Annotated in this window: 15 protein-coding genes; all 15 read right to left on the bottom strand. The window is 46.4% G+C overall.

All coding sequences use genetic code 11. The annotated features are described in order from the left end of the window. Nucleotides 1–1524, bottom strand: a 1524-nt coding sequence (locus ONB37_17600) for a site-specific DNA-methyltransferase (GenBank protein ID MDZ7401977.1), incomplete at its 3' end; no start/stop codon positions are given. A 274-nt stretch (nt 1525–1798) separates the two neighbouring features. Then, nucleotides 1799–3514, bottom strand: a complete 1716-nt coding sequence (locus ONB37_17605; GenBank protein ID MDZ7401978.1) for a T9SS type A sorting domain-containing protein — start codon at nt 3512–3514, stop codon at nt 1799–1801. Nucleotides 3515–3658: 144 nt separating this feature from the next. Next, the gene (nhaC, locus tag ONB37_17610; GenBank protein ID MDZ7401979.1) at nt 3659–5071 is read right to left on the bottom strand and encodes a Na+/H+ antiporter NhaC; all 1413 of its coding nucleotides are present in this window, start codon (nt 5069–5071) and stop codon (nt 3659–3661) included. 49 nt (nt 5072–5120) lie between these two features. Beyond that, nucleotides 5121–6122: a PorV/PorQ family protein gene (locus tag ONB37_17615; protein ID MDZ7401980.1), complete on the bottom strand. Its 1002-nt coding sequence runs from the start codon at nt 6120–6122 to the stop codon at nt 5121–5123. 126 nt (nt 6123–6248) lie between these two features. Next, entirely contained in the window at nt 6249–9062 is a 2814-nt protein-coding gene (locus ONB37_17620) for a hypothetical protein (GenBank protein ID MDZ7401981.1), read from the bottom strand. Between the two features lie 159 nt (nt 9063–9221). Then, a complete protein-coding gene (locus ONB37_17625) occupies nt 9222–11693 on the bottom strand; it encodes a TonB-dependent receptor (protein ID MDZ7401982.1) in 2472 nt (823 codons plus the stop codon). Nucleotides 11694–11762: 69 nt separating this feature from the next. Continuing rightward, nucleotides 11763–12929, bottom strand: a complete 1167-nt coding sequence (locus tag ONB37_17630) for a T9SS type A sorting domain-containing protein (protein ID MDZ7401983.1) — start codon at nt 12927–12929, stop codon at nt 11763–11765. A gap of 150 nt (nt 12930–13079) precedes the next feature. After that, nucleotides 13080–14471 carry a TIGR00366 family protein gene (locus ONB37_17635; protein MDZ7401984.1) on the bottom strand — a complete coding sequence of 464 codons (1392 nt, stop codon included), beginning with the start codon at nt 14469–14471 and terminating at the stop codon, nt 13080–13082. A 287-nt stretch (nt 14472–14758) separates the two neighbouring features. Then, nucleotides 14759–15631, bottom strand: coding sequence for a cyanophycinase (locus tag ONB37_17640; protein MDZ7401985.1), 873 nt, complete (start codon nt 15629–15631; stop codon nt 14759–14761). Then, nucleotides 15628–16749, bottom strand: coding sequence for a M20/M25/M40 family metallo-hydrolase (locus ONB37_17645; protein MDZ7401986.1), 1122 nt, complete (start codon nt 16747–16749; stop codon nt 15628–15630). The genes ONB37_17640 and ONB37_17645 overlap by 4 nt, the downstream gene beginning before the upstream one ends. Further along, the gene (locus tag ONB37_17650; protein ID MDZ7401987.1) at nt 16746–17606 is read right to left on the bottom strand and encodes a MurR/RpiR family transcriptional regulator; all 861 of its coding nucleotides are present in this window, start codon (nt 17604–17606) and stop codon (nt 16746–16748) included. Before ONB37_17650 ends, ONB37_17645 begins: the two co-directional genes overlap by 4 nt. 408 nt (nt 17607–18014) lie before the next feature. Further along, nucleotides 18015–19559 carry a GWxTD domain-containing protein gene (locus ONB37_17655; protein MDZ7401988.1) on the bottom strand — a complete coding sequence of 515 codons (1545 nt, stop codon included), beginning with the start codon at nt 19557–19559 and terminating at the stop codon, nt 18015–18017. 156 nt (nt 19560–19715) lie between these two features. After that, nucleotides 19716–20774: a PorV/PorQ family protein gene (locus ONB37_17660; protein ID MDZ7401989.1), complete on the bottom strand. Its 1059-nt coding sequence runs from the start codon at nt 20772–20774 to the stop codon at nt 19716–19718. Nucleotides 20775–20811: 37 nt separating this feature from the next. Then, nucleotides 20812–23649 (bottom strand): hypothetical protein, encoded by a 2838-nt coding sequence (locus ONB37_17665; GenBank protein ID MDZ7401990.1) that lies wholly within the window; start codon nt 23647–23649, stop codon nt 20812–20814. A gap of 38 nt (nt 23650–23687) precedes the next feature. Next, on the bottom strand, nt 23688–26504 hold the full coding sequence (locus ONB37_17670) for a TonB-dependent receptor (protein ID MDZ7401991.1): 2817 nt from the start codon (nt 26502–26504) through the stop codon (nt 23688–23690). Nucleotides 26505–26574: the final 70 nt, after the last annotated feature.

Genomic DNA, 26574 nt, shown 5'->3' on the forward strand with positions numbered 1-26574 from the left:
GATCTTTTTGAACTTCAAATCCACTTTATTGGCGGCAGCAAATTGGGCAGCGGTCTCATTGATTTCAAAGGCAAAATCCCAGCCCAGCACATCGATGCCGTTGCTGGTGAGCTGCGATTCTTTGCCCACAATCTTCCAAAATTCCTGCACCATATTTTTGATGTCCGTGATGGTGACAGGCGCCTCCACGGAGCTGACATGCACCAAGCGGCCTGCCTTGACGCCGTGCAGCCAGGTATACCCGCTGAGCGGCACGGCATGATAGAGCTGCAAGATAAAATGGCGGTATTGCTGTTCCACCGACGCCTTGTTCTCGGCGCTCTGAAACTCGGCGCCCAGCCATTGCTGGCGCTCATATTTGCCCAGGTTTTGCACCACAAATGGCCTCACCCCAGGAATACCTAACAGCCGCTTGCGAGTGGTGTGAATGGCAAATCGGCCCAGGTCACAGGCGATCCAACGGCGATTGAGCTTTTCGGCTACGGCTGGCGTGGTGCCTGAGCCGCAGAAACAGTCTAAAACAAGATCGCCTTCATTGGAACTAGTTTTAATTATTCGTTCAATTAATAGCTCTGGTTTTTGAGTAGGATAATTTAATTTTTCCTCACCTTGAATTGTTCGAATATCTTGAATGTCAAGCCAAACATCATCTAAAACTACACCTTTCATCTCATCAAGATAAAATTTTATTTGAATATAGCCGCTTTCACTCTCAATTATTCTTCCTTGCTTTCTAAGCTCTTCAATTGCTTGATTTGATCTTGTACCCTTGGGCTGTAAACGATATCTTCTTCCATCTTTTTCTCTGTAAATAAATTTTTTGTCGATGTAATCTTGTGAATATTCGAGATATTGTCTATTAAAAATTACATTAGAATTTTTTGAATAAAATAATATACTATCATAGTTTCTTCCAAATTGTCCACCTACAGCTTTTGCTCCACTCATTGTCGCTCTTTTCCAAATAACCATATTTCTGAAATTTTCATAACCAAAAATCTCGTCCATTATAATCTTTGCATAATGAATCATTCGCCAATCCAAATGCACATAAATTGAACCATCTTCCGCTAACAATTCCCTCAACAAAACAACCGTCTCATAAAACCACTGCAAGTACGAATCCAATCCCCGCCCCCAGGTATCCCGATAGGCTTTTTGTTCGATAATGCTCGGCTGCTTGGTAAATGTGGTGGTTTCATTTTCTTCGGTTTCGGGATTATCAGGGATGGTGGCGGAGAAGGAAAAATCAGCGCCCGTATCGAACGGCGGGTCGATATAGATCAGATTCACCTTGCCCGCAAATTCGGGCAGTAGCGAGGGCAGCACATATTTTTTATCGCCCCAGATCAGTCGGTTGCGCCATTCGGTGGGCTTGCCCTGGGCAAATAGGTCGAGAGTTTTCTGGCGGTCGGCAGCAGATTCATTCACGGTCTCAATGGTTTGAAACGGCAGGGCGATTCTTAATGGTGCGGTTTTCTTGCCGTCTTTATCGTATTTGCCCTCCCAGATCAGTTCGGTCATGGGGGCTCCTTTTGTTTGGTTCGTGGGTAACCATAACGATTCCATAACGATTCCTAATCCTCCAAGGATTAGGAATCGTTTGAAAGGATTCTTAAACCTTAGAGGTTTAGGAATCCTTTCTTTAGTTAGAGGCTCTAACGATTCCTAAACTTTGAAAGTTTAGGAATCGTTATTTTTTAAATATAAATATACAAAACTCTTCCAATAATGTCAAGCGGCAAGGCAGGCTTACTGCAACATTTGGTATGCTAGAGATTCATTTTGAAGCTTGAGATCAATAAAAATTACCGCAGAAAATTAGTTTCCTCGACTCAACCATGTTTTGCACTTCGATCCGATAAATATACATTCCAGAAGCAAAACCTTCGGCATTCCAAACATAGCGATGGTCGCCTGGCAGAAGTATTCCTGAAACGATGGTCGTTACAATTTCGCCCCGGATATTGAAGATCGCTAATTTTACAAAAGAAGCTGCAGTCAATGAGAAGCCAATGGTGGTTGTGATGTTGAATGGGTTGGGGTAGTTTTGATGCAGCTCGAAGGATGGAAGAAACTGGCCATCTTTTTCTATTCCAACTTTTGATGGTTGAACGTTCAGATCAAACTGATCTCCAGCTTTCAAACAATGCAGTCGCGCGTTGACCAAACCGCGATAATTGGTAGCCCGATTGCCAGTGCGGGTATATCTGGTACAATAATGGGTCGCGCTTTGGGTGTCGAGGACATAGACTAGGCCATTGTTCACTGCTAATATTCCATCTTCGGAGATTTGCGCAACAGCATTGAATTCAGGGCGATCGCTGTCGCCATTCAAATAAATGGCACGATAACCAGGTTTCTCCGCAATCCCCCAGATTCCGCCGACCCAGCGATTTTCGTAATAATAGGTTTCATTACGCGAATTCTCCCAAAGGAGCTTGTGGATGATGACCGAATTGGGAACTTTATTTTCGCCAACGGATTGGGAGAGCTGGCCACGCCATGCAGCCAGTTGCTGGCTAGTGATGCCATTGATTACCACGCTGCCCAGATTGGGAGCATTGTCATCAGTTCCGTTCAAATTGACCATAGAAAATTGATTGTTGATTTCAAACTGAGTGACTGGCTGCAAATAGGGACCAGGCTCGACCAGGGTTCTGGTCTTGAAATTGAATACTGCACCACGGGTCAATTCATGAAACACGATGTTTGTAAACGTGAGCGGCTGACCCGGTTTGCAGTCGATCTTAGAATTATTGCTTCGATACAGAATGGTAACGGTGCCATCGCCGAACACTGTGCCGTTGCCCGCTGGATCGATGCCCATGGCGGTATTTTCACAAACGCCGACGCCCATGAGATCCGCTTGGCCATTATCTACGATGCGCCGGGCGAGCATGGCTACGATTCGAGCCAATCTCCCTCGTGGATGAAAATGGGAGTCGGTCAACACATTTGGCAAGATTTTCAAAAAATCGTCAGTTAAATGAACTCGGGAATGATAGGGATTATAGGCGACATCTTCGGGATAGGCTGTGCCGAATTTGGCATCGAATACCACCTCTCCCAGGACTGCCAGTCCCGCGCTGGTACCGCCGATCGCTCCGCCGTTCTGGAAAACGAAGTGGATGGCCTCTTCCACCAACGTGCCATTCCAGGCATCAACATATTTCCACTGATCTCCCCCTTCGATGAAAATACCACTGGCGGAGATCAATTTGAAATAGGTTGCTGAGTCATTGGCCACAGTCCGATTGGGGATGCGAAAGGCTTCGGAGGTGGTTGCTGCGCCGAACGACTTGAAATACTGGGGATACCAGTCGCTCACGGCATCGACATCGATGTTGATGATCTTGCCCGAATCAGCCTGCTGCACGAACCAACGATACGGCTCATCGGACCAATCGTTATAATTTTCTCCGCCGCCACCGACCAGCAGCAGTGAGCCCTGTGCCAACAGGGTGGCTGGGGCGATAAAGATGATCGATAAAAACCAAAATTGTTTTATCATGAGAAGTCCTTGCTTTTGGCAATGCTGTAATAGAACGCGGATGACGCTGATTACGCGGATTTACGCGGATAAAAAGCAATGGAAAATCCGCGAAGATCAGCGTGATCCGTGTCATCCGCGTTCCATAATCTTTTTTGATTTGCTTCAACTCCCCGGAATCGTCTCATCCTCCCGAACTTTCGGGGCGATGGCAAAACCTGTAAAGCCATAGATCAGGGCGAAGACCACTCCCAGATAGCACATGAACGCCCAGGGCGCATAGTCGAGGGTAGCGACGCCCAGCGTTCCGGACATGTAGATGCCCGCCATGCTCCAAGGGATGAGCGGTACTACAACCGTACCCGAATCTTCGGTGGTGCGGGATAAATTTTTGGCTGCCAAATTCCGTTGTTTGAACGCTGGCGCAAAAAGTTCACCAGGAACGATGATGGAAAGAAACGAACTGCCTGTGATGAGCGCTACGGTGACGCAACTGCCGACGACGCTGGCGATCAACGAGCCTGTGCTTTTCACGATCTTTAAAAGATGATCCAAAATGACGTTGAGCATGCCGGCCTTTTGCACGATGCCGGCAAAGGCAAAAGCACAAAAGGCAATGAGGGTGACACCCATCATGCTCATCATACCCCCACGGGATAGCAATCGATCGATTTCAGCAACACCAGTGTCGGCAGTGTACCCAACGGTCATGGCGTTTAAAATTTCCTGAAATGATCCCTTTTGGAAAAACAGCGCCAGTAACGACGCCAGTGCCGACGCCGCCACCATACCTGGAATCGTCGGCAATTTGCGCACCGCAAAATATAAAACCACAACAGCAGGCAGCAGCAGCAAAATATGAAAATGAAAGTTCATTTGCAGCGTTGCAAGGATTCGCTCGAGCTGCTCCTTTGGCAACGCCGGTCCCTCAAATTGAAGGCCAACTACAAAGTAGATGGTCAGTCCGATGATCCAGGCAGGCGTGGTTGTCCAAAGCAAATGGCGGACATGATCGAAGAGATTGCTCTTGGCCGCAATGGGAGCGAGATTGGTAGTGTCTGAAAAAGGAGAAATTTTGTCGCCAAAATAAGCGCCCGCCACGATAGCGCCAGCCGCTGCGCCCAGGGGGATGCCCAACCCCTGAGCAATACCGATAAATGCAATGCCGATGGTGCCCACCGTTCCCCAAGAAGTCCCCGTGACCAACGAGATCACGCTGCATACCATACAAGCGGTGACCAGAAAAAATTTCGGGGAAATGAGTTTCAAGCCGTAGAAGATCAGCATCGGGATGGTGCCTGAAGCGATCCAGGAGCCGATCAACATTCCGACGCAGATGACGATGAGCATAGCGGGCATGGCCTGGCGAATGGACTCCACGATACCTTGCTCCAACTCCCGCCAAGTGAAGCCGAGCCATTTCGCCAGAAGTCCTGCCACTGCCGCCGAGCCGATTAATAAAACCTCAGCCCTGATTTTCAGGACACCATACCCAATGCCCAGAAACAGCCCCATGGTGATCAGGGGAATGAGGCTGATAAAAAGAGAAGGTTGTTTATGTTTACCATTGCTGAGCAATTTGCAACCGATCGAACCCCTAAGATAGAGCTATTTTGATCGCACTTTTTTAAAAGCTGATCCCAAACGAGATCCGATGAACATCTGGGAGTATCTCATAAACGGAATAAGCATAGTCAATTCCCATAAGAACCCCAGAGACAAAGGTTGTTAGACCACAGCCCAAATTATATTGTTCATCGTCATGGTTCAACCGATAGCCACCCCTAAAAAATATACGATCGTAGAAAGAGATTTCTGTGCCAAGATGGAGCCGCTCGCGATTATCGTTCGGATGAACCGCATCGATGGCTACAATCGCTTTGGCAAATGGCGATTTTACCAGGTCCATGGCAAGGCCAAACTCGAAATTGAGCGGCAAGGGATACGTTTCAGTCTCAAGCCGTGTTGGCACAAGCCGGTTCGGGAAAAAAGGGTGTTCATCGTATTTGACCTTCAGATCTGGACCATCGAATCTCATGTCGGGGCCAAAATTGGTCATGCTCATGGCGATCGTCAAATTTCGGAAGGGCAATTGATATTGCGTGCCTACATCGAACGATATGCCATTAGCGGTTTCATTCCAAATGCGCTGTTGGATATATCTGGCGGTGAGGCCGACACGAAACCGATCAGTAAGGTTTCTGCCATAGCTGATTCCCAACGCCAAATCCATAGCATCAAAAAATCGGCCAGTGCCCATAGGCGCAAATTCCGTGGTCACTTCCATTTCATCCATTCCCAAATAGACCATACTGACCGAAAAAGCGCCAATACTGCCTCCATTATAGATATAACTGGCAGCATTGACATCGAAAGTATCGAACCATCGGGTATGAGAAAAATGGGCAGAATGGGTTTTTGATTGGGCAATTCCAGCAGGATTCCAGAAGACAGATGTTGCATCCTGACAGACGCCAACGTAAGCACCGCCCATCCCTGCCGCTCGGGCACTGATCGGAATTTTCAAAAATTGCGCGCCGCTCGTCCCTAAATTCGGGTTTCGAGCAAAAAGCTGAGTCCCCACCAGCACAATTACTGCAAAGATCAAATATCGACTAATGTATTTCATAATCAAACCTCGGTTTGAATGTTCTCAATCATTCGTCTCGCCCGCTCTGGTTATCGGCATCAGAATCGCCATACCATCGCGGTTTTTCCTGTGGTGCTTAGCAGCTTTGTTATAGCTAATGCACCATTATTTGATGACGGCAAAGGTGCTTTTAAACTGGGCTTTATCCGTTTTCACGATATAAAGATAAACACCTGAAGCAATCTCTCGCCCGCCATCGCTGCGCAAGTCCCATGTTTCAGTGCCATGAGCTGCATTGTGCTCAATTGTTTTGACCCGATCTCCAGCGATCGTGAAAATATAAATGGTGCACTGTGGCGGCAGATTGATGAACTGAATTTGCCGAATTGGCTCGCGCCGCAATTCGCCGAACTCGGGTTCGTAAAGCGATGATACTAGATAAGGATTAGGCACGACACGAATTTGATTCAATTCGCTTTGGACCCGAGAAGGATCGAGGGTTGAACCTTTAATTTTGAAGCGATACGCATCCCGAATCGTTGGCATGACAGGCACTACGGTTTCCACAGCGAACGCATTGCCGGGCCCAGGAGGTGCGTTCGGTTCAAATTCAATTCGGCCGCGAATGCCATCGAATTCAAATGTGTCTAAATTGTAGAGTGAATCAATCGTAGTAGCAGCACCAGCAGCATTGGTGATTTGTAAAGAAACAAAGCCCTTGCCATTTGGATCAAACCCCTTTGCAACGATCGTTATCAAATATGTGTTGTTCTTAACTAATGTTTGATCAACCACAGAAAAAGCGATCGTTACTTTATCTGTGCCTCCTACACGCGAAACGCTTTGGATCACCTCTGGTGGGACCAGGCTAAAAATCACGCCATCACGGGTTGTATGTTGCTTCTCCAACAAAAATGGCTGAGGTGCGACCACTGTATCCTGGTTATTGCGGATGACATATACTGCGAAGTTATAGGTCAGATAATCGCCAGCTTTGGGCAAAAATTCTGGAGCTGCATTGGGATCAGGGTCCTCCACTCTTATCCTCATCCCGGCAGTGAGCGAATATGTGGTCCCGGATCGGTAATTTCTCGGATCAGAGCCAATGTAATCTCCCGTATTGAGATCGATCAAATGAAATGCATTTGGCGAAATAAACTCGATCCCATAACGTTTCGCTTCGGTTTTCGAAGAATCGGTTATGATTGGAATGATCCGCGTCTTAAGTGTCCCCTGAATCGTTCGTTGAACATAGGTGAATTTCACGGTATATTCCCGATCGGCCAATGAATCCTGATCGATCGGTTGAACGTTGAGCACATAATTGGAATTGCCTTTCCCAATGTGTTCAACTTTATCGCTTGCCACGGGTGTACGGCCAGCAGCTCTCGATTTGGGGATAACCGACACGGTATTAATGGCATCTGGTGAATTGCCGCGCGGACTTTCCAGGCTTTCGACTGACTCATCGCCGCGATCGTAGGCGGTAATGGTATACCAATATTCAAAGCCATTTTCGACAGTTGTATCGGTATAACTATATTGAAGACCTGTGTCCAGCCCTCGATTATTGATGATATCGAATTGGGCAATAGGGACAGGATTTTCGCCAACCGAAGGATCTACATTTCGATCCCACTGATCCCAATGGAGACCTTTATCCAGACTTTTATAAATCCGATATCCTTCGAAATCATATTGACCAGAATAGTTATCTTTTGACAGCTCAGCGATATCGTTCCAAAAGAGGGTGACAAAGCCATCTCCAGCAAAAGCGGAAAGGGTTGGCGTTTTTGGCGGTTTGCTGATTTCGAAATCGAACGCTAAAACCCGCTGGGCGGTTTTCAACGAGGCAAAGAGATCGTCCTTATTGTTCCCTGCGATCAGCGCAGTGTAAAAAACCAGCGTATCACCCATCGCCAGCCGATAGGGCCCAGAGCTGATCGTCGCGACAATATCTAATCCAGAGGCAGGGATAGTCGCTGGATCATCATAATGGATATTGCCGAGATTGCCAGTGTGAAAATATTTCGGGATCAATGATGCTGGCTTGACGAGATTGGGGTTACTGCATAACAACGCGTATTGCAGTGTGTCGTCATCCTTATCGTCATCATAAAGATTATAATGCATATCTGTAACGCCCAATTCTTGGCCGTCAACTAATGGAGTTTTCAACATGGCGACGCCAAAGTAACCCGTCACTCCTCCAGGCCATTCATCCGATTTGCCGTCATCAAAAAAGTAAAGGAAATTGTTTTGCTGATCGAAATCAATTCGATCATCGAGATATTCAGGGACGCCGCCGCTGACATTGCCAACATCGATATCGCAATACATGGCAAAATAGAGGCTATCGAGGTCTTGAGTCCCTTTATTAATGACTTCGAATTTGAAAAAGATCATATTCTGGGCAAATTTAACGCCATACGCATAGCCAGTCTGCGCGACAGTGATCCCAAGCACCTTCACGGAATTCTTGGCATCATCATAAACGCAGTAGCTGTCTTGATCGGATTTGAAGATGGGATTGCCCGCCGCATCTTTTACCGGCCATCCTAAAGTGGGATGCCAGGAGCTGGGATTATCGCTGAACGCAATTTTCGCATATTGCCGATTATGATAGCCGCCAACCGCCTCCCATTCCTCGTTAGTGGTAAACCGGCCTTGGATGACATTACCAGGGATCCCCACTATGGGATTGATGCGGTAAATGTAATGTTTGGCAGAACCGATGGGGAATTCTCCCGAGGGCCCTTGAGTGAGCCGTCGAGGATAGAGCTTGCCGCGGTTTTCGAAAAAAAGTCCAATATTGCTCGCATTATGGGTACCGCCTGCACGATCTTCCACCCCAACGGTCTTTTCAATATAACTCTCGCGGAACTCTTTCTCGCGCTCTTTAAAAGCGTCCTGGGAAAATAGCAACCGCATCGGAAGAAACAACAGGATCGTTTGCAGAAGAAACAGATTTTTTTTCATCGTTCATCACCATCAAATTAAATGGTCAATAAATTAAGATCAATCGTCAGAAAAATGACTTCGCTGATCTTGACAAATATCGCGCTACTCATTGGCGACATAAAAAAGCTTGATGGTTACTTTCTAAGCATTCAAAATTTCAGATAAAAGGCGTTACAGTTAAAATTTCAGTCCCATTCCCAATCGGATAATCCGAGGCGGCCCAAAATTTGAAGGATCATTCATCCACTCTTTCGAGTGCCCGCCAACGAAGGTGAAATCTGGTTCTCCGGTATCACCGTACACATAAAGGATATTGCGATGATCAGTGAGGTTCAGGATTTCGACAAACGCCCGACCTTTCACTTTGTACAACAATGGAAATTCTTTACCAATCTCTAAATCGATCGAGTAGCGCCCTGGCATTCGAAGCGAATTTCGATCCACAAAGCCGATGTCTCTTCCAGTGGGCGTGTATGGAAATCCGGAGCTGGCTCTCAATACGATGCTATAATCCGTATTTTGTAACAGTCTCAAACCAAAAATGCTTGGCCCTTCATTATTCGGAACTCGAAACATTGCATCGATGCTCAGATTATGCCGTTGATCGAAATTCAAATAGTACAATTTTGTCGATTCCTGGGTCCCTGGATATTGCTCGGTTTCAGATGAAGCACTGCCTTTGGCAATCATGAACGTGTAGCTGAGCCCACCAGAGAAATATTTGCCAGGCCGAACATCGACATTTATTTCGAACCCTTTGATATTCGCATAATCTTCATTGATGTAAACGGTATAGCCGACATAACGCCCCGTATTCCCCATGAACGCCTCGTAATAACGCGTTCCGATCAATCCAGTGACGTCTTTATAATAGGCTGTAAGATGTGCAGCGATCCGCTCTGAAAATTGATGGGAGAGACCGACTTCATAAGCAATGGTTCGCTCGGCATCGAGACTCGGCTGGCCGAACAACGGCTCACGCACGTTCAGATCATATTGCTTATTCTCAAAAAGAAATTGATATTCCGGGTTTTGAAAAAAATGCCCATAAGCAAAATGTAGCTTCGTTTTTTCGGACACGGGATGGGCAATCCCGATCCGCGGGCTGAGCTGAGATCGAGATTTGACTCTGATCAAAGGAGAACTGGTATTCAACGGGTCCTTGCGGAAAAGAGCATTCGCGTTAAAATAATCGTATCGTAAACCGAGATTGATGATCAGATATGGAAATTCGATCTTATCTTGAACATAAGCGGCAGCTTCAAAAGGTTCAATTCGATAGTCATTGATGTAGGGGAAATTCCGCTTTGGATCATATATGCTGAATAGCTTAAGCCAGTGCTTTTTATATTGCAGACCGAGCTTGACTTCGTTGATTTTTTCAATTTGCCACACCATATCTCCCTTGAAATCGGCAGTTCTGGTCCGGCTATCGATGATTTCTAATGGATCTGCTTTTTGCCAGAATTCATAGCCGTTTCCAGCGGTGCTCAAATATTCTCGTTGCGTCGTAGACAAGTACTCGGATGTATCCTTATCGACACCTGAATAATATTTCTGATCTAAGTAGGAAGCGCGCAGATCGTAGAATAAATTGGGGCGCAAAGTATGCGTGGCCGAAAGCACGGTCTGCCAGCTCTGCCTTCGACTTCGCAAATATTGTTCGGGGATATATTTGTATTCATGACTATAATTTTGGCGTTTCCCTTTGCTGGCACGATTTGAAAGGACCAATTTCAAATTTGGGAACACCGAGAATGACAACTTATTAAATAGGGTCAGGCTCCGATCATATCCAAATGGAAGATAGCTATCGCGGTCGTCCTTTTCCCCGGAAATAAAATATTTAATCTTTTTGGTAAATAGCGGTCCCCCGATATTGCCATTGATTCGGTTTTCGCCCAACTTCTCGTATCGGTCCACCCCAAATTGGCTGGTTCTCGCCTCAAGGCTTCCACTATGTTGATCGCCTCCGTCGCGGGTCACGATATTGACGACACCGCTAAGCGCATTGCCATATTCAGCATTGAAGGTTCCGCTCAATAAGCTCATCTCCTGAATCGCGTCGTTATTGATTTGGGTGATCATGCGGCCCAACAGCGGATCTTGCACGTACATGCCATCGATCATATACGCCACCTCATTAGAGCGTCCACCACGCACGTGCAAACTCCCCTCCTGATTGACAACGCCAGCTTGAAGCGTAAGCATCTCCACGAAATTTGCGACTGGCAACCCTTCGATTTCATCTCGTCGGATCACCGCGCTGGTACTGGTCATATCTTTTTGGATCAATGGACGTTCTGCCACAACGACGACCTCTTGTTCCAAATCGATCGTGGCTGGTTTTAATTTAATTTCAATGGTTGTGGTTAAATCTACATTGATCCTGACATTGGCGATGGTTTGCATCTCATAGCCGATATAATTGGCTCTGACTGTAACCACTCCAGGTGGAATATTCAGAATCACAAATTTGCCATTCAGATCTGAAGCGGCTCCCAAATTAGTGCCGAGAATTTGTATGTTTGCTGCGACCAACGGTTCACCAGTGGTGGCATCAACAACCTTGCCAGCCAATTTTCCAGTAACACCTGCTATCACATTCATCGGCAGCAACAGTATAGCTGCGATTATGATTCTTTTCATTTCCAGACCTCATTGTTATTTTGGATAGAATTGTAGGGCAAGATGCCATCTTGCCCTACAATATGATCCTTAACGCACCAACAACATCTTTTTGTTCTGCGCGGTTTGGTCGCCATTCAGGCGATAAATATAGATCCCAGAACTGACTTCTTTTCCATCGCTATCTCTTCCATCCCAGGTGACGAAATGCGAACCGGCTTTGAAATCTCCCGAAGCAATGACGTTGACAAGTTGTCCCTGCAAATTGTAAATCGCCAATTCGATGGTAGCATCCTGGCTAAGATCAAACCGAATGGTCGTTGTTGGATTGAACGGATTAGGATAATTTTGACCTAATGAAAATGATCCTGGCATATTAGCAAGGGGTGATCCCTCAACAGAAACCAGGATATTATCATATTTTTTCTGGGCTGAATCGGCTGCTGCAAACAAATCGCTTTCGATATCGGCGAAGGCGATTGCATAGGTTAGAATAACAGAATCACCTGGAGCAATCGTATAGGGACCAGCATTTAAACTATAAATTGAGCCATCACCTCCAGCCGTGATGGTCGTATCAAAACCAGGGTCGGCAGTCATGTGATAGCGCGTCGAATCTGTCGCGGCATCAGAATTGGGATCGGCTGGCGAATAAACTGACCAATCCAGTGCATGATAGGAATACGGTTCTTTGGATAACAGCCGCAAACCAGCATGCGGGGTTTCTCCTTCTCGATAACAGTAGGCGATACGATGGTCAGCGTTATATTTATTCGTTTCACCGCCATAATTTCCTGCAATTCGTGGCACTGTGACGAGCCCAAGATACAACGTCACTTCTGCTGACGAGTCATTGATCACTGTGTATCTGGCGATCAGGTACGACTTGTCATTCCAAGCATAAACGTGAACCTTAAATGTCACATCAGGGGGCAAATTGGAGTAACTATTGTCGTAAATGGCGACTGCCTCAATATCAGCAAGTGTGGGTGTTGCCACCTGAAATGCTGAAATCACCGCATCCTGGTCCTCGTTGTAATCGCACACCGCTTTCTCCGACAACGCTGCAATGATATTAATGCGATCCAATTGTCGAGCGTCATTGGTGGATGGGGCATATAAGCGGATGCTACCTGCATTGCTCAATCGGACGCCGATTTTTCCAGTGTTAAAAGTAATTTGTGCCTGGACCTGCGTGCTCAACAGCCCTATCAGCAGGAGCAGACACAACATGAGATTTGTAGCTTTTGATGACATAATGACCTCCTCAGCTTTGGTTTAATTATTATTAATTGTGGAACAGCCTCTTAATCGAATTCGGCATTGCTAACTGCTTATCGATGACCGAAAATTTCATGATGAAAAAATTAACGATCAATGTAGTGCATCATGACCAATGACTGACAATCACTGCCAATGAAAAACCACAGGTGGAATCAATAGCAAAAGGGCAAGAATGAAAAAGAAAATCTGAATCGGCAACAGCCATTTCGCCCATTTTTCCCAAGAAATACCAGCTAGCCCCAGCACCCCCATCGTCACACCAGATGTTGGGAGCATGGGATTGATCCAGCCCTCGCCGAAGACGAACGCCAGCACCGCGGTCTGCCGGGATATGCCGATCACATCGGCCAACGGCGCCATCACTGGCATGGTCAATGCCGCTTGGCCTGAGCCAGAATGAACAAAGAAATTGATGATCGCTTGGGTGATAAACATGGTTTGAGCGGCAAATATCTTATGAAACCGAGTGATCACATTGGCCAAACTGTAGAGCATCACATCCAAGATTTTCCCATCGGTTGCAACAACGAGAATGGCTTTCGCACAGGCGATAATCAATGCCACACCCATCATATCCTTCGCGCCTGCTTTCAAGCTCTCAGTTATCTCATTTACCGATAATTTCCCCAGCACCCCAGAGACGATCCCCAGCCCAAGAAACAGCGCTGCAATCTCGTTGATATACCAGTGATACGTGAGGACCCCATAAACCAGGAGGATCATCGCTGCAACAAAAGCGAAGAGCACCAATTTGTGATTCAGCGAAAATGTGATTTGAGCCGAATTATCCAAATGCAAAGAATGCTTCCGTTGCTGATCAAGCTCATACACCGGGCTAAGCTTTGGATTAGCCTTGACCTTGGAAGCATATCGCATGACAAATGCGGTCATGAAAATCGTGCTCAGCACCCAGACGAAAAGACGATACTCCATCCCCGAATACATGGGCAGCTCGGCAATCCCTTGCGCGATGCCAACGGTGAATGGATTGAACACCGCGCCTGCAAACCCAGCGGCAGCCCCTAGAAATGGAATAGCTGTCCCGACCAGGGAATCGTAGCCCAAAGATAAAGCCAGCGGAATAAAGATCAGCACAAAGGGCATCGTTTCTTCACACATGCCGAATAGGGTACCTCCTAGTGAAAAAAATAGCATGGTCACTGGAATAAAAAATTTCTGCAAATGCTTTTTGCTGGAAAAAAAGATTGCCAGTTTTTGTACCGATGCCGAGATCGCTCCAGTCATTTCGATGACCTTAAATGTTCCCCCGATGATAAATAGGAATACGATAATCTGTGCAGCTTGAATGAATCCTTTGATCGGAGCTAACAAAATGGCAGCAATTCCCTGTGGTTGATTGGCAATATATCTGAATGATTCGGGCACCACCAGCGTGCGGCCGTTCCGAAATTCGCGCTGATACTCCCCGCCAGGAATGATCCAAGTCAATGCTGCTACCAGGATCACGATCGCGTAAATCATGACCAGGGTATTAAAAGTGAATTTGGCCTTCATATTCCTCGAATTTGTTTATCCGCGTAAGTCTGATAGTTGCTCTGGGAAAATTCAAAACCACAATACCCGAATAGCAAATAGATCTCAATTTCGAATTTTCAAATCCCAAACGTGTATCCATCTTTGAAAAATTCTTAACCGCTAATTTCGCGACTTTTCCGAATTGCGCGAATTCAATGCTAGACATTGGCGAAGCTAATAGATGCTCGGAATTCGCTCCATAAGTGATATTCGCGGTCAAAAGAGTGATGGGTTGATCTGAATCTTTGAGAACTGGGTTTTTAAATTTATTTGAGATTTGTTTTTCGGGATTTGGTATTTATAACGAACTCATCACCATCAACCAGCACCGCCATTTTCAGATTTCGTCCACTCAGTAAGCCGTCCTTATTGACCTGAATGGATTTCGCTTTTCGGGCATCATAAACGATCACCGAGCCTTTGCCATAGACTTTGAATTTGCCATTAGGTTGAACTAGAATAGCGGTATCCTCGTCAATGCCAATTCCCACCAAATTCGGATGTTCTAGCACCAGGCTGATGAGCCGATTATGCCGTTTCCTCGCTGCAAAATGCTGATCGATGATAACCTTGTCCAGAAAACCGAACCCCCGTTTGGTCTCAATATTGTTTGCCTGGATCGTTGTGAAGGCGTCGGTGGTGTCTTTGTTGATTAATTCATTTCCAGTAATCATCACTTCGCTCATGACAGCAGCGCCAGCGCTGGTACCTCCAATGACCCCGCCAAGCTCAAAATAGATTTTTTTAATCGCTGCTTCACTTCGCGTTCCTCCGATTCGCTGCATCAGCCGTTCCTGCACGCCCCCTGTAAAAAAAATTGCAGAGGCCGCCTCGATCAGCTTTACTACGCTATCCGTATTGGCAATTTCCGGCCGATCGATATGCAACCATCGGATATTTTTCGCGCCAGCATTGATGAGCTGCTTAACCACTGAGGGCCCTTCCTTTTCCGGTTCTCCGCTTGCTGAAGTGATCACCAAAATCGGCCCGTTACCGCTCAGAGCAACAAATTTCTCCAAAGCATCTGACGGCTTTTTTCCGCCACCAATAATGAGCAAATGCCCTTTCTTCTGTGCCGAAGCACCCCCAATAAATAGGCATAAGGCAAAGCACAGGATACCTATTGAAAATTTTTTCATCGTTCCTCCGCTTCGACCAATTTCAATACCAATTCCGCTCCTTTGACCATATCGGCCAGCGCAATCTGTTCCTGATTGGAATGCGGGTTGCTCGCTCCAATGCCGACATTCACCGCCATGATGCCATTGGCATTCAACACGTTCACATCGCTGCCGCCAGAATAAACCATAGGCGATGGGACGAGCTGCAGTTCCTTCATGGCCCGGTGAAGGCGCTGCACTACGGGCGTTTCAGAGTCAAATTTATAGCCTTGAAAACCTAGCTTAAATGTCACTTTGCACTGACCACCGTATTTTTGACCCACGGAGCGACAGCTTGAGTGCAAACTCGCTTTCAATCGCTCGATCTCCTCTGGCGCGAATGACCGAAATTCACCAGTGAAAACCACTTGATCTGGGACCACATTGTCGGCAGAGCCCCCCTGAATCGTGCCGATATTGGCCACGGTCTGCGGATTAATTCGACCCACAGGAAATTGGTTCATGATTTCCAGCGCCATGGAGATGGCATTGATCCCTTTTTCAGGTGCTACAGCCGAATGGGCTGCGCGCCCCCGACATTCGACCCGAAAATCATAAGCGGTGGGTGATTCAGCCACATAGCTGCCTGGCCGCGCCGAACAATCGAACACATATCCCTCCTTGGCTCGAAGCTGGCTGAAATCCAACGCGAGCGTTCCAAGCATTCCCAATTCTTCGGCAACGGTAAAAACAACTTCGAGACTTCGATGTCGGATTTTTCTTTCGATAATTTCGGTGATCACATATAAAATTAAAGCCACACCGCTCCGATTATCCGCACCCAAAATCGTCGAACCATCGCTACAAATCACACCATTCTTGATCTGCGGCCTAACGCCAGCAGTAGAACGAACCGTATCGGTGTGCGCCAAAAGCACCAATGGTAATTCGTCGCTCGAATCGCAAGGAAGCTTAACTATCAGATTCCCAGCATTGCCGCCAATTTTTTGTCCCGCATCATCCTCTTTTGCCTCAATTTGCCAACCGCTCAGCTTCTCTTTCAGAAAATCCATCATGGCACGCTCATGAAGCGAGACACTATCAATTTTAATTAATTGCAGAAATAGATCCAGTAACCTTCGGTCATCAACTCTCATCTGATGAAGTACCTTTCGTCTTTGATGTTCTCTTCAATGATTTTCAATGCTTTCAGCGTTCGTTCTTTATCGCGAAAATTCAACTCAATAATCATGGCATTGATGACAGTCACAATCGCCCCCAGCGAATTACTGAACATGATATTATCGGTTTTAATCTGCAAGCAGTAGGTGGCAAATTCGCGGATCGGTGCCGTCTTCTTATCAGTGAAAGCAACGCTTGGAATGCCCCGTTCTTTTGCAAACGAAATCGCCTCTACTGTCTCTCGAGAGTATGGTGAAAAGCTGAAGGCAATCAATAAATCTTGAGGTGTCATATAAGCGATTTGTTCGCGGTACTGCAGAAAATCCACCGATAAATAATGTGCGTCGTAGCTATAAGTCCGAAGCAGAAAAGTCATGAGCCGCGATAAATGATGGGATAGCTCCATTCCAAGGCAATAGATGCGATGCGCTGCAATAATGCTATCCACAGCATTTGAAAAAACGTTGTATTCAATCGACTTGATGGTATCGTTAATATTGGTGATGACATTGTGAGCAACAAGCTTGAAAATATCTGGCGTTTTTTCTTTTTCGGTGATGGCTAATTGGTAGTATTCGGTTGGGGAAAGCTGGTTTTTCAATGTAGTTGATAGCGCGTCCTTAAGTTCTTTATAGCCCTTGAATCCAAGCATTTGGGCAAATCGGACGATCGACGCTTCGCTCACCGCGGCGCGAAGCGCGACATCCTTAATTGGAAGCAACGCGACCAGGCTCAGGTGCTCCAGAAAAAAATCCGCCACTTTCTTCTGATTGGGCGGTAGCGAAGGTACCAGATCCAAGATGGCGCGCTCAATCGCTTTTCGTTGTTCCATTGGATTTGTAAGATTTATTTCATAAATTTGAATTATGAAATTTTTCTTACATGAATATAATATTTAAAAATTGAATTGTCAAGTGAATTTTTAATTTTTTTTCGAGCTGGACTTTTGGAACGAGCTTGTATTAAACGGATCATGATTCAAAGCTAGATGGTGTTGAGCATTTTGGGGCTTGTAAAAATATTTTTGCGCAGATTGACTTTTAGCGGAAGATCTATTAGCAGAATAATTATGAGCGCGAGAACGCTTTGGGCGTTTGCCTTTTGCAAAGACTGAAGCGCAATTTGAGCTTTATTGATAATGCATCAATCAAATAGAGGCATTTTGAACCTGCAATCATCATGCTGAACATTGGAATTTATCCCCAACGTCTTGCCGCTTTTGGATAAATATTTCATAGTTTCAGTTTATTATCAGTCTTTTCATCGCTGTCGCAACGCCACCGCTGACAAGATCGGTTGCCCAAATTTTCAATATGCATGAGCCAGGAGGAAATTTGGAAAAATCGAGCAACAGATAAATTTGCTGGAACTCCGCTTTACCTTCGGACTCAAAACTGCTGCCGATCTTTTGTTCGGATTTATCGCCTCTCACTAGATGACTGATAAACTGAGTGGCGACATCAAGGGGAGAACTAGATGGTTCTGAGACCGTCTGTAACTCATACTCAATCCGAAATCGGGTGATGCCTTGATCGCTTAGAGTTAAATTATAAAGCTCGAAATAAATGTAGCAGGGGGTGGTTCTTCGCAACACGTTCCATGCATATGGCACCACCAGAATGTTATTGGGCTTGAGATAACGCTGTTGAGAGATGCCCTCGCGAATCTGGGTCGAGAGCTGAATATCGCTGATCGTCAGAGTGTCAGACCGAAAATCCTTGACCCTTAATTGACCGCGCAATATAGCCAATCGGTTGCTGGAATTGCTCTCTAATTTCAAAACGATATGATAAAAACCAGGTGGCAACTGTTCAATGTGCTGATTGAGATAAACGCGTTTTTCGATTTCCGCCGGCTGTTCGGCCACCACTTGAATATTTTCCTCTCGCTGCAAAATCTTTTCGAAATTCTGATCGAATACGACAAACGATTTGTTCACCAAGCATTCCAACGGAAACTGCTGGCCTGGCTCAAATTTCAATTGTCGCAAAGGAAAGGAATAATAGCATTCCACACGGCTGAATTGTTCTTCGCCGCGAAAAGTGGCGCACTCCATCTGGGCGTCCAACCGCTGTTTCTTATAACTAAATTTGAAATCAACTGCAGGGGCTGTTTCCAAAGCCAAGTTCTTATCATTGCTAAGTTCTCGGCTAAGCTGGTAGAATTTTGACTCGCTTGATAACCCAGAATATTCATCTGCTATTGCACCGAACAGGTAATAGCGTTGATGCAATGAAGACCGTTCTCGATACAGATCAGCAGCATATCTGATTTTCAGATTCGATGGACCGCTGGTAATGGCGTCCAATAAGCTTGGCACTTCACGATAGCCAAATCCCAGTTGATCGACAAAATCGATGAATAAATTGTATTGGTAATAGGCCCAGGTCTCATTATCGCGATAAGCTTTGCCGACCCCAGAGGAAATGACTCGATCATCTGGCTCGCCATACTTCAAATAATATTTTCCCCGATCATCCAGAAAAAGCGGCCCCACAGAATTGGAGAAATGTCTTTGAGCATAACGAAACCTATCGATAAATTGGAGATATATCTCATTCTCATCGGTTTCCGGAGTGGGGTCTAAAAGCTTCCAATACTTTTGTTCCCAATTAAGCTTCAATTCTGGGTCAAAGATTTGGTCATAGATCCGAACGAGTTCTTCTGACAAAATGCATCGAAACGCAGCCTGCCGTTGCGCCTCATTTTTGAACGAAACCTGCGCAAAGCTATGAGCGACCAGCCATACAAACATTACAAGGGAATAGGCAGAGTGAACTCTCATATTCAAGGGTCATCCATTTCGTCTATTCTGTTTCAATAAATTTTCTGCGGGTTTGTTGAATTAGAATTGGAGTGCCTTTGTCCGTACATCAGGACGAGCGAGGTGGTTTACCATAAGACCACCACGCTCGTCTAATATTCACAAATACTGGACGCGTTACAGGCCAAAAGTGAAAGAAAAACTATGAGCCTGGGTCAGTACCCCGAGATCTGTATAGGAATAATCGAATCGGATCTGCGATGCCATCCCGGGGAGCTTCAGATTGACTCCTGCACCAAAAGCGAGCCGAAAATCATAGATCAGATCAAGTTCTTCAGCCTTAGTGAGTTTCAGTTCATCAAATGACACAGAACGATAAATTACTCCAGCGCGCAAGAATAGCATATTGTTCCATCCGTACTCCGCGCCCAGCACGGCAAAGGGATTATTGTCGCGCGGATCATTGAAATCGAAGTTGGTGGTCAGGCGATTAGCACCTCGCTGGATCAAATCCATGGAAAGTCCAAAACGGAACATCAGTGGTAAGGTCCAGCCCTCGGTCTCCAACCGCGCCTCTTTCTCAGGATTTCCCTCGATCACTTCGTCGATATCCGCTTTGGTCATTTGATCTGTGCCTTTTAGCGTTAACTTTCCACCGAAATTCGTGATGCTCATGCCGATCTTCAGGCCGCGATAGCCAGTGTCGAATTGTGTCCCGGCATCAATGGCAAAGGTTCCAGCGGTGGAGAAGCTGATCGACTCATGGACATATTTCGCCGAGACGCCAACAGAGAATCGATCCGTCAATTGTCGAGCATAACTGATTCCCAATGCCAGATCATTGGCGGTGAAATATGCGCCCGTGCCATCCGGTTCTGAAGGGGTGAGGGTTTTCATATCTCCCATGGATAGCGAGATGGCGCTGAAACCGATCGCACCAGCGCGGCCAAGCGGATAAACCACACCGAGAAAGTTGTGACTAACATCCAGAATCCAATCTGTATAGCAAATTCCGACCTGCAACGTGCTGATTTGTGCGATGCCAGCAGGGTTCCAATAGAGCGCAGTATTGTCATTTACGCTGGCAATAAATGCACCGCCGAGCGCATTACCGCGCGCACCTACCCCAATTTTTAAGAAATTGGCTGCTGATGTGCCAGTGTTATCGTTCCCAGCAAATACCAGCGAAACGGATAACAGCACCGCTAATGTGATATATATGGTCTTTCGCTCCATGAATTTTCCTCCATTTGAAAAAGACCGAATAATTCGGCTATTTGATAATCGCGAATTTGCCGATTTTCTCCCCAATCCCTTCGGCTTTTACGCGGAAAAAGTAAACACCGAATGCCACTTCTTGTTCATTATAGCTCCAGAGGTTCCAAGCTTCAACGGCTGGGCCGCGATAGCCTTGGCTCCCCGGCTCATGGTGAAGAATTTGAACCAATTCGCCTGAAATAGTAAAAATTCGAATCTCACATTTCTCAGGCAGGTTGTGAAACTGCAATTCCTTAATCCACGGTACTGTCTCGTAAACCGATGTTACTACATACGGATTGGGGATGACCGTAATTTGGTCGAGGTCCCGCTGGGTCGCACCAGAAGTGTTAGCCTTTTTGGTCCGTAGGATAAAAAGGTCGTTTTTGGTGACTGGTTTTAATGTAAATACCCGGGCAATATCTCCCATTTGAGGCGGAATATCCACCCATTTAGGATCAACAATGGTAGTTTTGACCCCATTGATCACCGTATCGATCATAACTGGGTTTCGGGATAAGGTAATGGCCCAGGTCAATTTGCTCTGACCATCGATCCGTTCGCGCAATTGCAATACATCCCCGCTGGTCCAGGAATTTTTCATTTCGGGTGTAGTATCAGTTGGCGATTTGGTGAAATTCGCCACGTCCGCTTGCTGATTGAGCGTCACGTTCCAAATTTGAAATGGAAAAATCATGTTGGCTGGGAAGAAAGCAGTATCGCCGATGGCGTTGAACCGAACCTCATAATCATAAGGCAATGGATTGCCTGATGTAGCAATGATCTTCCAGTTGCATCGGCTGGTCTCATTCGTGGCGGTAAACCAACCAGAGCGCACAGCATCGAACGCCACTTTTTCCTCATCAATTATCATGAGCTTAATCCCGTCGAAGGTTGGAGTATCTTCCTCTCCATGGAGATTTGGGCAGTTGCTAATGACGGTTTGATTTCTGAGACTATCGAACACTGAGAATGTTTTTCGCACTGGACCCGCTGCCTCACTAAAGGTGATCGTGTACCGATTATCGATCACCAGATCCTCGGCCATGATCTCCCAGAGCAGATCCACCGTGGTTGTGCCTCGTTTTTCAGCGAACAGAGTGGGAGCTTGATATCCGGCTGGTTTTTTCTGGGGGATGACTGAAACAGTATTATCGCCGGGGAAATGGGCGACCGAAAGCCGTGAATTTTCCAAAGGAGGAACAGGCAAAATCCCCCATTGATCCTCATGATCATAAGCACAAACAGCATACCAATATTCTACCCCGTTCTTCAAATTGCGATCCACAAATTTGTGCAATAAGCCAGTGTCCTCGCCCAGGAAGAAATAGGGATCGAGCTGACTCACCCCTTTAATATTATTTTCAAGGTCGTATTGAGCGATCGGCACATAACCGACCAGTGCGCCAACCGAATTGGTGATCTTTTCGCCCCAGGTTCGTCCTCGATCTGTTGAACGATAGATCTTATAGCCTTCAAATGCGTTGTTGCCAGTAAATTCGTCCACGGAGCTTTCGCTCGGATCTGGATCCCAAAATAGTGTCACTTGTCGATCTCCTGCGACTGCGCGCACATTTGGCTGGGTCGGCGCTTTAGCAGTTTTGTATTTGAGATCATAAACAGTTTGGCATAGCGCGGTATTTGCCAACAAGTCAGCCTTGTTGATCCCGAAGATATTCGCAAAAGTGAACGTCACGGTCTGACCCGGGGCCAGATCGAACGGCCCTGAGGCCAAAATGGCTGCCACGTCAGGACCATAGGTGTTGGGCGTTTGCGTCCAATCTCCTGGATGGGGTGTCACATTGTGGATTTTCTCGATCCCCTGGGTCAACTCATTATAAATATCGGCCTGAGTTGGTAATGCATAAAAATCAGTATAGGTGGCAATTGCCAGCGTCGTTAATCCCAATTGTCTCCCATCTGGCCCCAGAGGTGTCTCCAACATCTTGAGCCCCTGCCAGGCAACCCCTTTCTCCACATATCCAGCCGCTTTATCATCGCCGTCCCAAATATATAAAAAATTTCCCAGCACTGGATCTTCATCCACTGAGATGAATTTCGCATAATCATCTTCCCACTCATTGTTGCCTTCTTCGGGGCAATCCATTTCCGTATAAACTCCAACGTAGCAATCCTTGATGGTATCTTTTCCGGTATTGGTAATGAAATACTTGAATACAATAAAATCTTCTGCCAGAATGCTGGAAAATTGGATGCCACGGCCATAGCTTTTCACATGAAGCGGTGTCATCTGTTTGCTATCCTTATCATCATCCACTGCCATCCAGATGCCTTCCGCATCGCCAGCGACCTCGCCATCATCTTTAACACCAGGGAACCCGATCGAGCCGATCGGGCCGACATCGTTCGGCCAGACGGCTGCCCAGGAGTTGGGCTTATTGCTCATCGCCAGTCCATTCTCTCCAATGCCAGAATCGTAACCTGGCAATGGTTCAAAGTGATTTTCATTGGCCTCTTGAAAAATGCCGAGCCCCCCATTGGATACGCATTTCTGACCATTCAAAATGCCAGCCACGATCAAGGTTTGACACCATTGATAGGTAATGGAAGATCCAATTGGGTATTCAAACGTGAGCATCTCGCGACTATAGCCCAATGTATTCGCATTATTAATTTCTAAGCCGATCTTTCCCACATCAAATCGCCCGTATTTTCGGTCATTGAAACCCGACGGTTTCGCCAGCTTGGCAGGAGGGCGATTTTCGTATTTTTGCTTCAGATATTTATAGTACTCCCACTTGGTCATTCCCTGTTTGGCTTGTGCAAACCCCTTTCCTAACCAGTTAGCCAACAAGGAGATCATGATCAACAGGAGAAATAGCTTTTTGACCATTTTCGTCTCCTCCTTAGAAATTCGGTTTGATCATTCGATTAAAACCCAATGCTTGCGCCAATTTTGAAGGTCCGTGGCGGCCCCCAATAATAGGGTCGAGTGATCCAATCCACTGAATAATCCCAGTTGGCATTGACATCAGGCTTGCCCGTAGAGCCATAGACGAGGTAAACATTTTTCTTATTCAAAATATTTTCGAAGTCACCGTATAGCGTGAAATCGATCCCATGCCACTTAAAATCTTTCGTAGCGCGCAAATCGACTGTCATGGTCCATGGCTGGCGAGCGCTATAGGGCTCATCGATCCTTAAACCGCGGCTGCTGAGGGGTGTATAGGGTAAACCACTGCCATAACTGCCAACGATATTCATGCCCCAATTCCCAGTTTTGCCAATATCGAGCACAAAATTGACTGTATGGGTCTGATCCCAGGGCATATTGATGGTCTTTTTGGGCGGATAAGTCTTGTTCACCGAAAAATTGTACCAGTCATTAAAACTGCTGGTCACATCTGCCGCGTTGCCCTCAGCCTTAGAAAGCGTATAATTAATCTGACCACCGAAGTATCCAGAGAAACGCTTTTTCAACGTGACCTCGACGCCTTTGCTATTGGCGTAATCTTGATTGATGAACCGATGATATTGGACGGGAACCGCCTGGTAGCGCCGAAATGTGGTATAGTCGTAGATATTTTTATAGTACAAAGTCACATCCAGGGCGATATTTTCGGTCAATTTCGTTTCAACACCGATTTCATAGGCGATGGTCTTCTCTGGCTTAAGATTGGCATTGCCCAATTGGGTATAAATGCCATTGATCGACATATTGGGGAAGGGATAAAGCGGATCGTCCATGTTTTCAGTCAGGAACAAATAGGAGTATTGAGGGATCTGGTAGAAATGGCCATAAGCGAAATGGAGTACCGCCTTGTCCATGATGGGATGCGCAAATCCCAGCCGTGGGCTCAGGTACAATTTTTTCTCTGCATCGGTCAGGTTCTTCCGTTCCTTGCCAGTGAGCGGATCAATGACCGTTTCAGCCGTCGGTTTGTGCGGATCGAAAATATACTTGGCTCGAGTATTCATATAGTCCAGCCGAAGCCCGGCATTGACCACAATCCCAAGATTTTCAAATTCCATTTTGTCCTGGAGGTAAGCCGAACCTTCGATGGGGCGATGATCGTACTTCTGAACATCGGGTATTGCCAAGTATGGGCCATAAACATAATGATATCGCAGATGCGTCTCCTTCAACTCAAAACCGAATTTGACTTGATGGACTTTGGTGACCTGACTGGTGAGATCGAACTTGGCAGAGGTGATGGTATTTCTTCGATCCTCCCAGGTAGCGCCTCCGCCTGATGTCCAAGTCGAATCCTCAGCATCCCAGAATACCGTGTCGAATTCATATTCCTGATCTGATGGCGAAATATTGGCCAATCCCGTGTACTGATGAAACGTGGGATTAGGCGAACCATCTGGCAACAAGGAATCTGGATCCAAAATCTGCCAATTTCCTTTTTCATCTTTGCCGCTAAAAAAATCCTCAGCTTTGTACTTGTAGTAGGCACGATTGGTGAAAAACACTGAAGATCGAATGGTGTAGAATGTGCTGGGGCTGATCTGATGCGTGAGCGTGCCATTCAGTAACAAGTTCTCATCATAATTAGTGCCAGTATTCTGCGGCACATATTTATTGGTATGGCTATATTCTCGAAAACGCTTCTTTCCACCAACCGCTCCGATGATCAGTTTAATCGGATTAATTGGTCGCAATACCAATTTCGCATTACCCCGACGCTCTTTTACATAAGGCTGACCAGTCCAGCCCAAGTAGGTATCTGAATCGTAGGCATCGCTGGCGATAAAAAAAGTGTTCTTGCTACCCAAAAATGGAATGGGACCGCCTAGGTTCACCTCGGTTTGAAATTGATTGAAATCTGTTTCCCTTTTGGTTCTTTTCTCCCAAAATTTGGGATCGTAGAGGTTTTGTCCAGGGATGGTCTGGGGATTATATTCGCCAGTGACCAAATTCCCATCTTTATCGGTCCAGCGGCCATTCTCGTCGAGATACTTGTAGAGATATTTGTAGGTATGGGGATTGACAAATTTGTCGGTAAAGAATCGAATCCGTCCGCTGTAGTTGCTTCCCCCCTCTTTCGTTACGATATTCAACACGCCAGACATCGCTTCGCCGTATTCGGCATTGAATGTGCCAGTCAGCACCGCCATTTCGGAAATGCCGACGTTGGCGACATCACTGCCCATACCGCCGAACAACGGATCTTCCACATAGAAACCATCGATCATATACGAGAGTTCGTTGGTTCGGCCACCGCGGACATTGATGGTTCGGCTATCCCCAGGTCCACTTTCAACGAAACCCGGAGTGATCACCAGTACTTCTTTGAATGTAGAGACTGGCATTTTATCGATTTGTTCGCTGGTTGTCACACTGGAAGAAGATGTCACATCTTTTTCGATCAACGGTCGTTCTGCGGTGACTTCGACGACCTCTCCGACCAGAACTGTCGGCTCAAGCGCAAAGTCGATTTTGGTCGTTAGGTCAATGGTCACCTGCACATCGGTTTTGACCACTGATTTGTATCCCATCATCATCGCTTTGAGCCGATATTTGCCGGGCGGGATATTGATGATGAAATAATAGCCGCTTTGATCTGCTGCTGCCCCCATGGTAGTTCCCTCAATCATGACACTAGCGCCAGCAAGGGCGACCCCAGTTTGGCTGTCTTTAACTACGCCAGCGATCTTCCCGGTCGTCCCACTATGTGCCAGCGCGACGATCAGGGAGAGGGAAATCGGCAACCAGATCACGAAATTGACAAGCTTGCGCATGGCTTTCACCTCCAATTTTGTGATTTTCTCCTGCCGCATCACTGATGAACCCAACACTTGAAATTTTGGG

Source organism: candidate division KSB1 bacterium, from assembly GCA_034506395.1.
Lineage (GTDB): Bacteria > Zhuqueibacterota > Zhuqueibacteria > Thermofontimicrobiales > Thermofontimicrobiaceae > Thermofontimicrobium.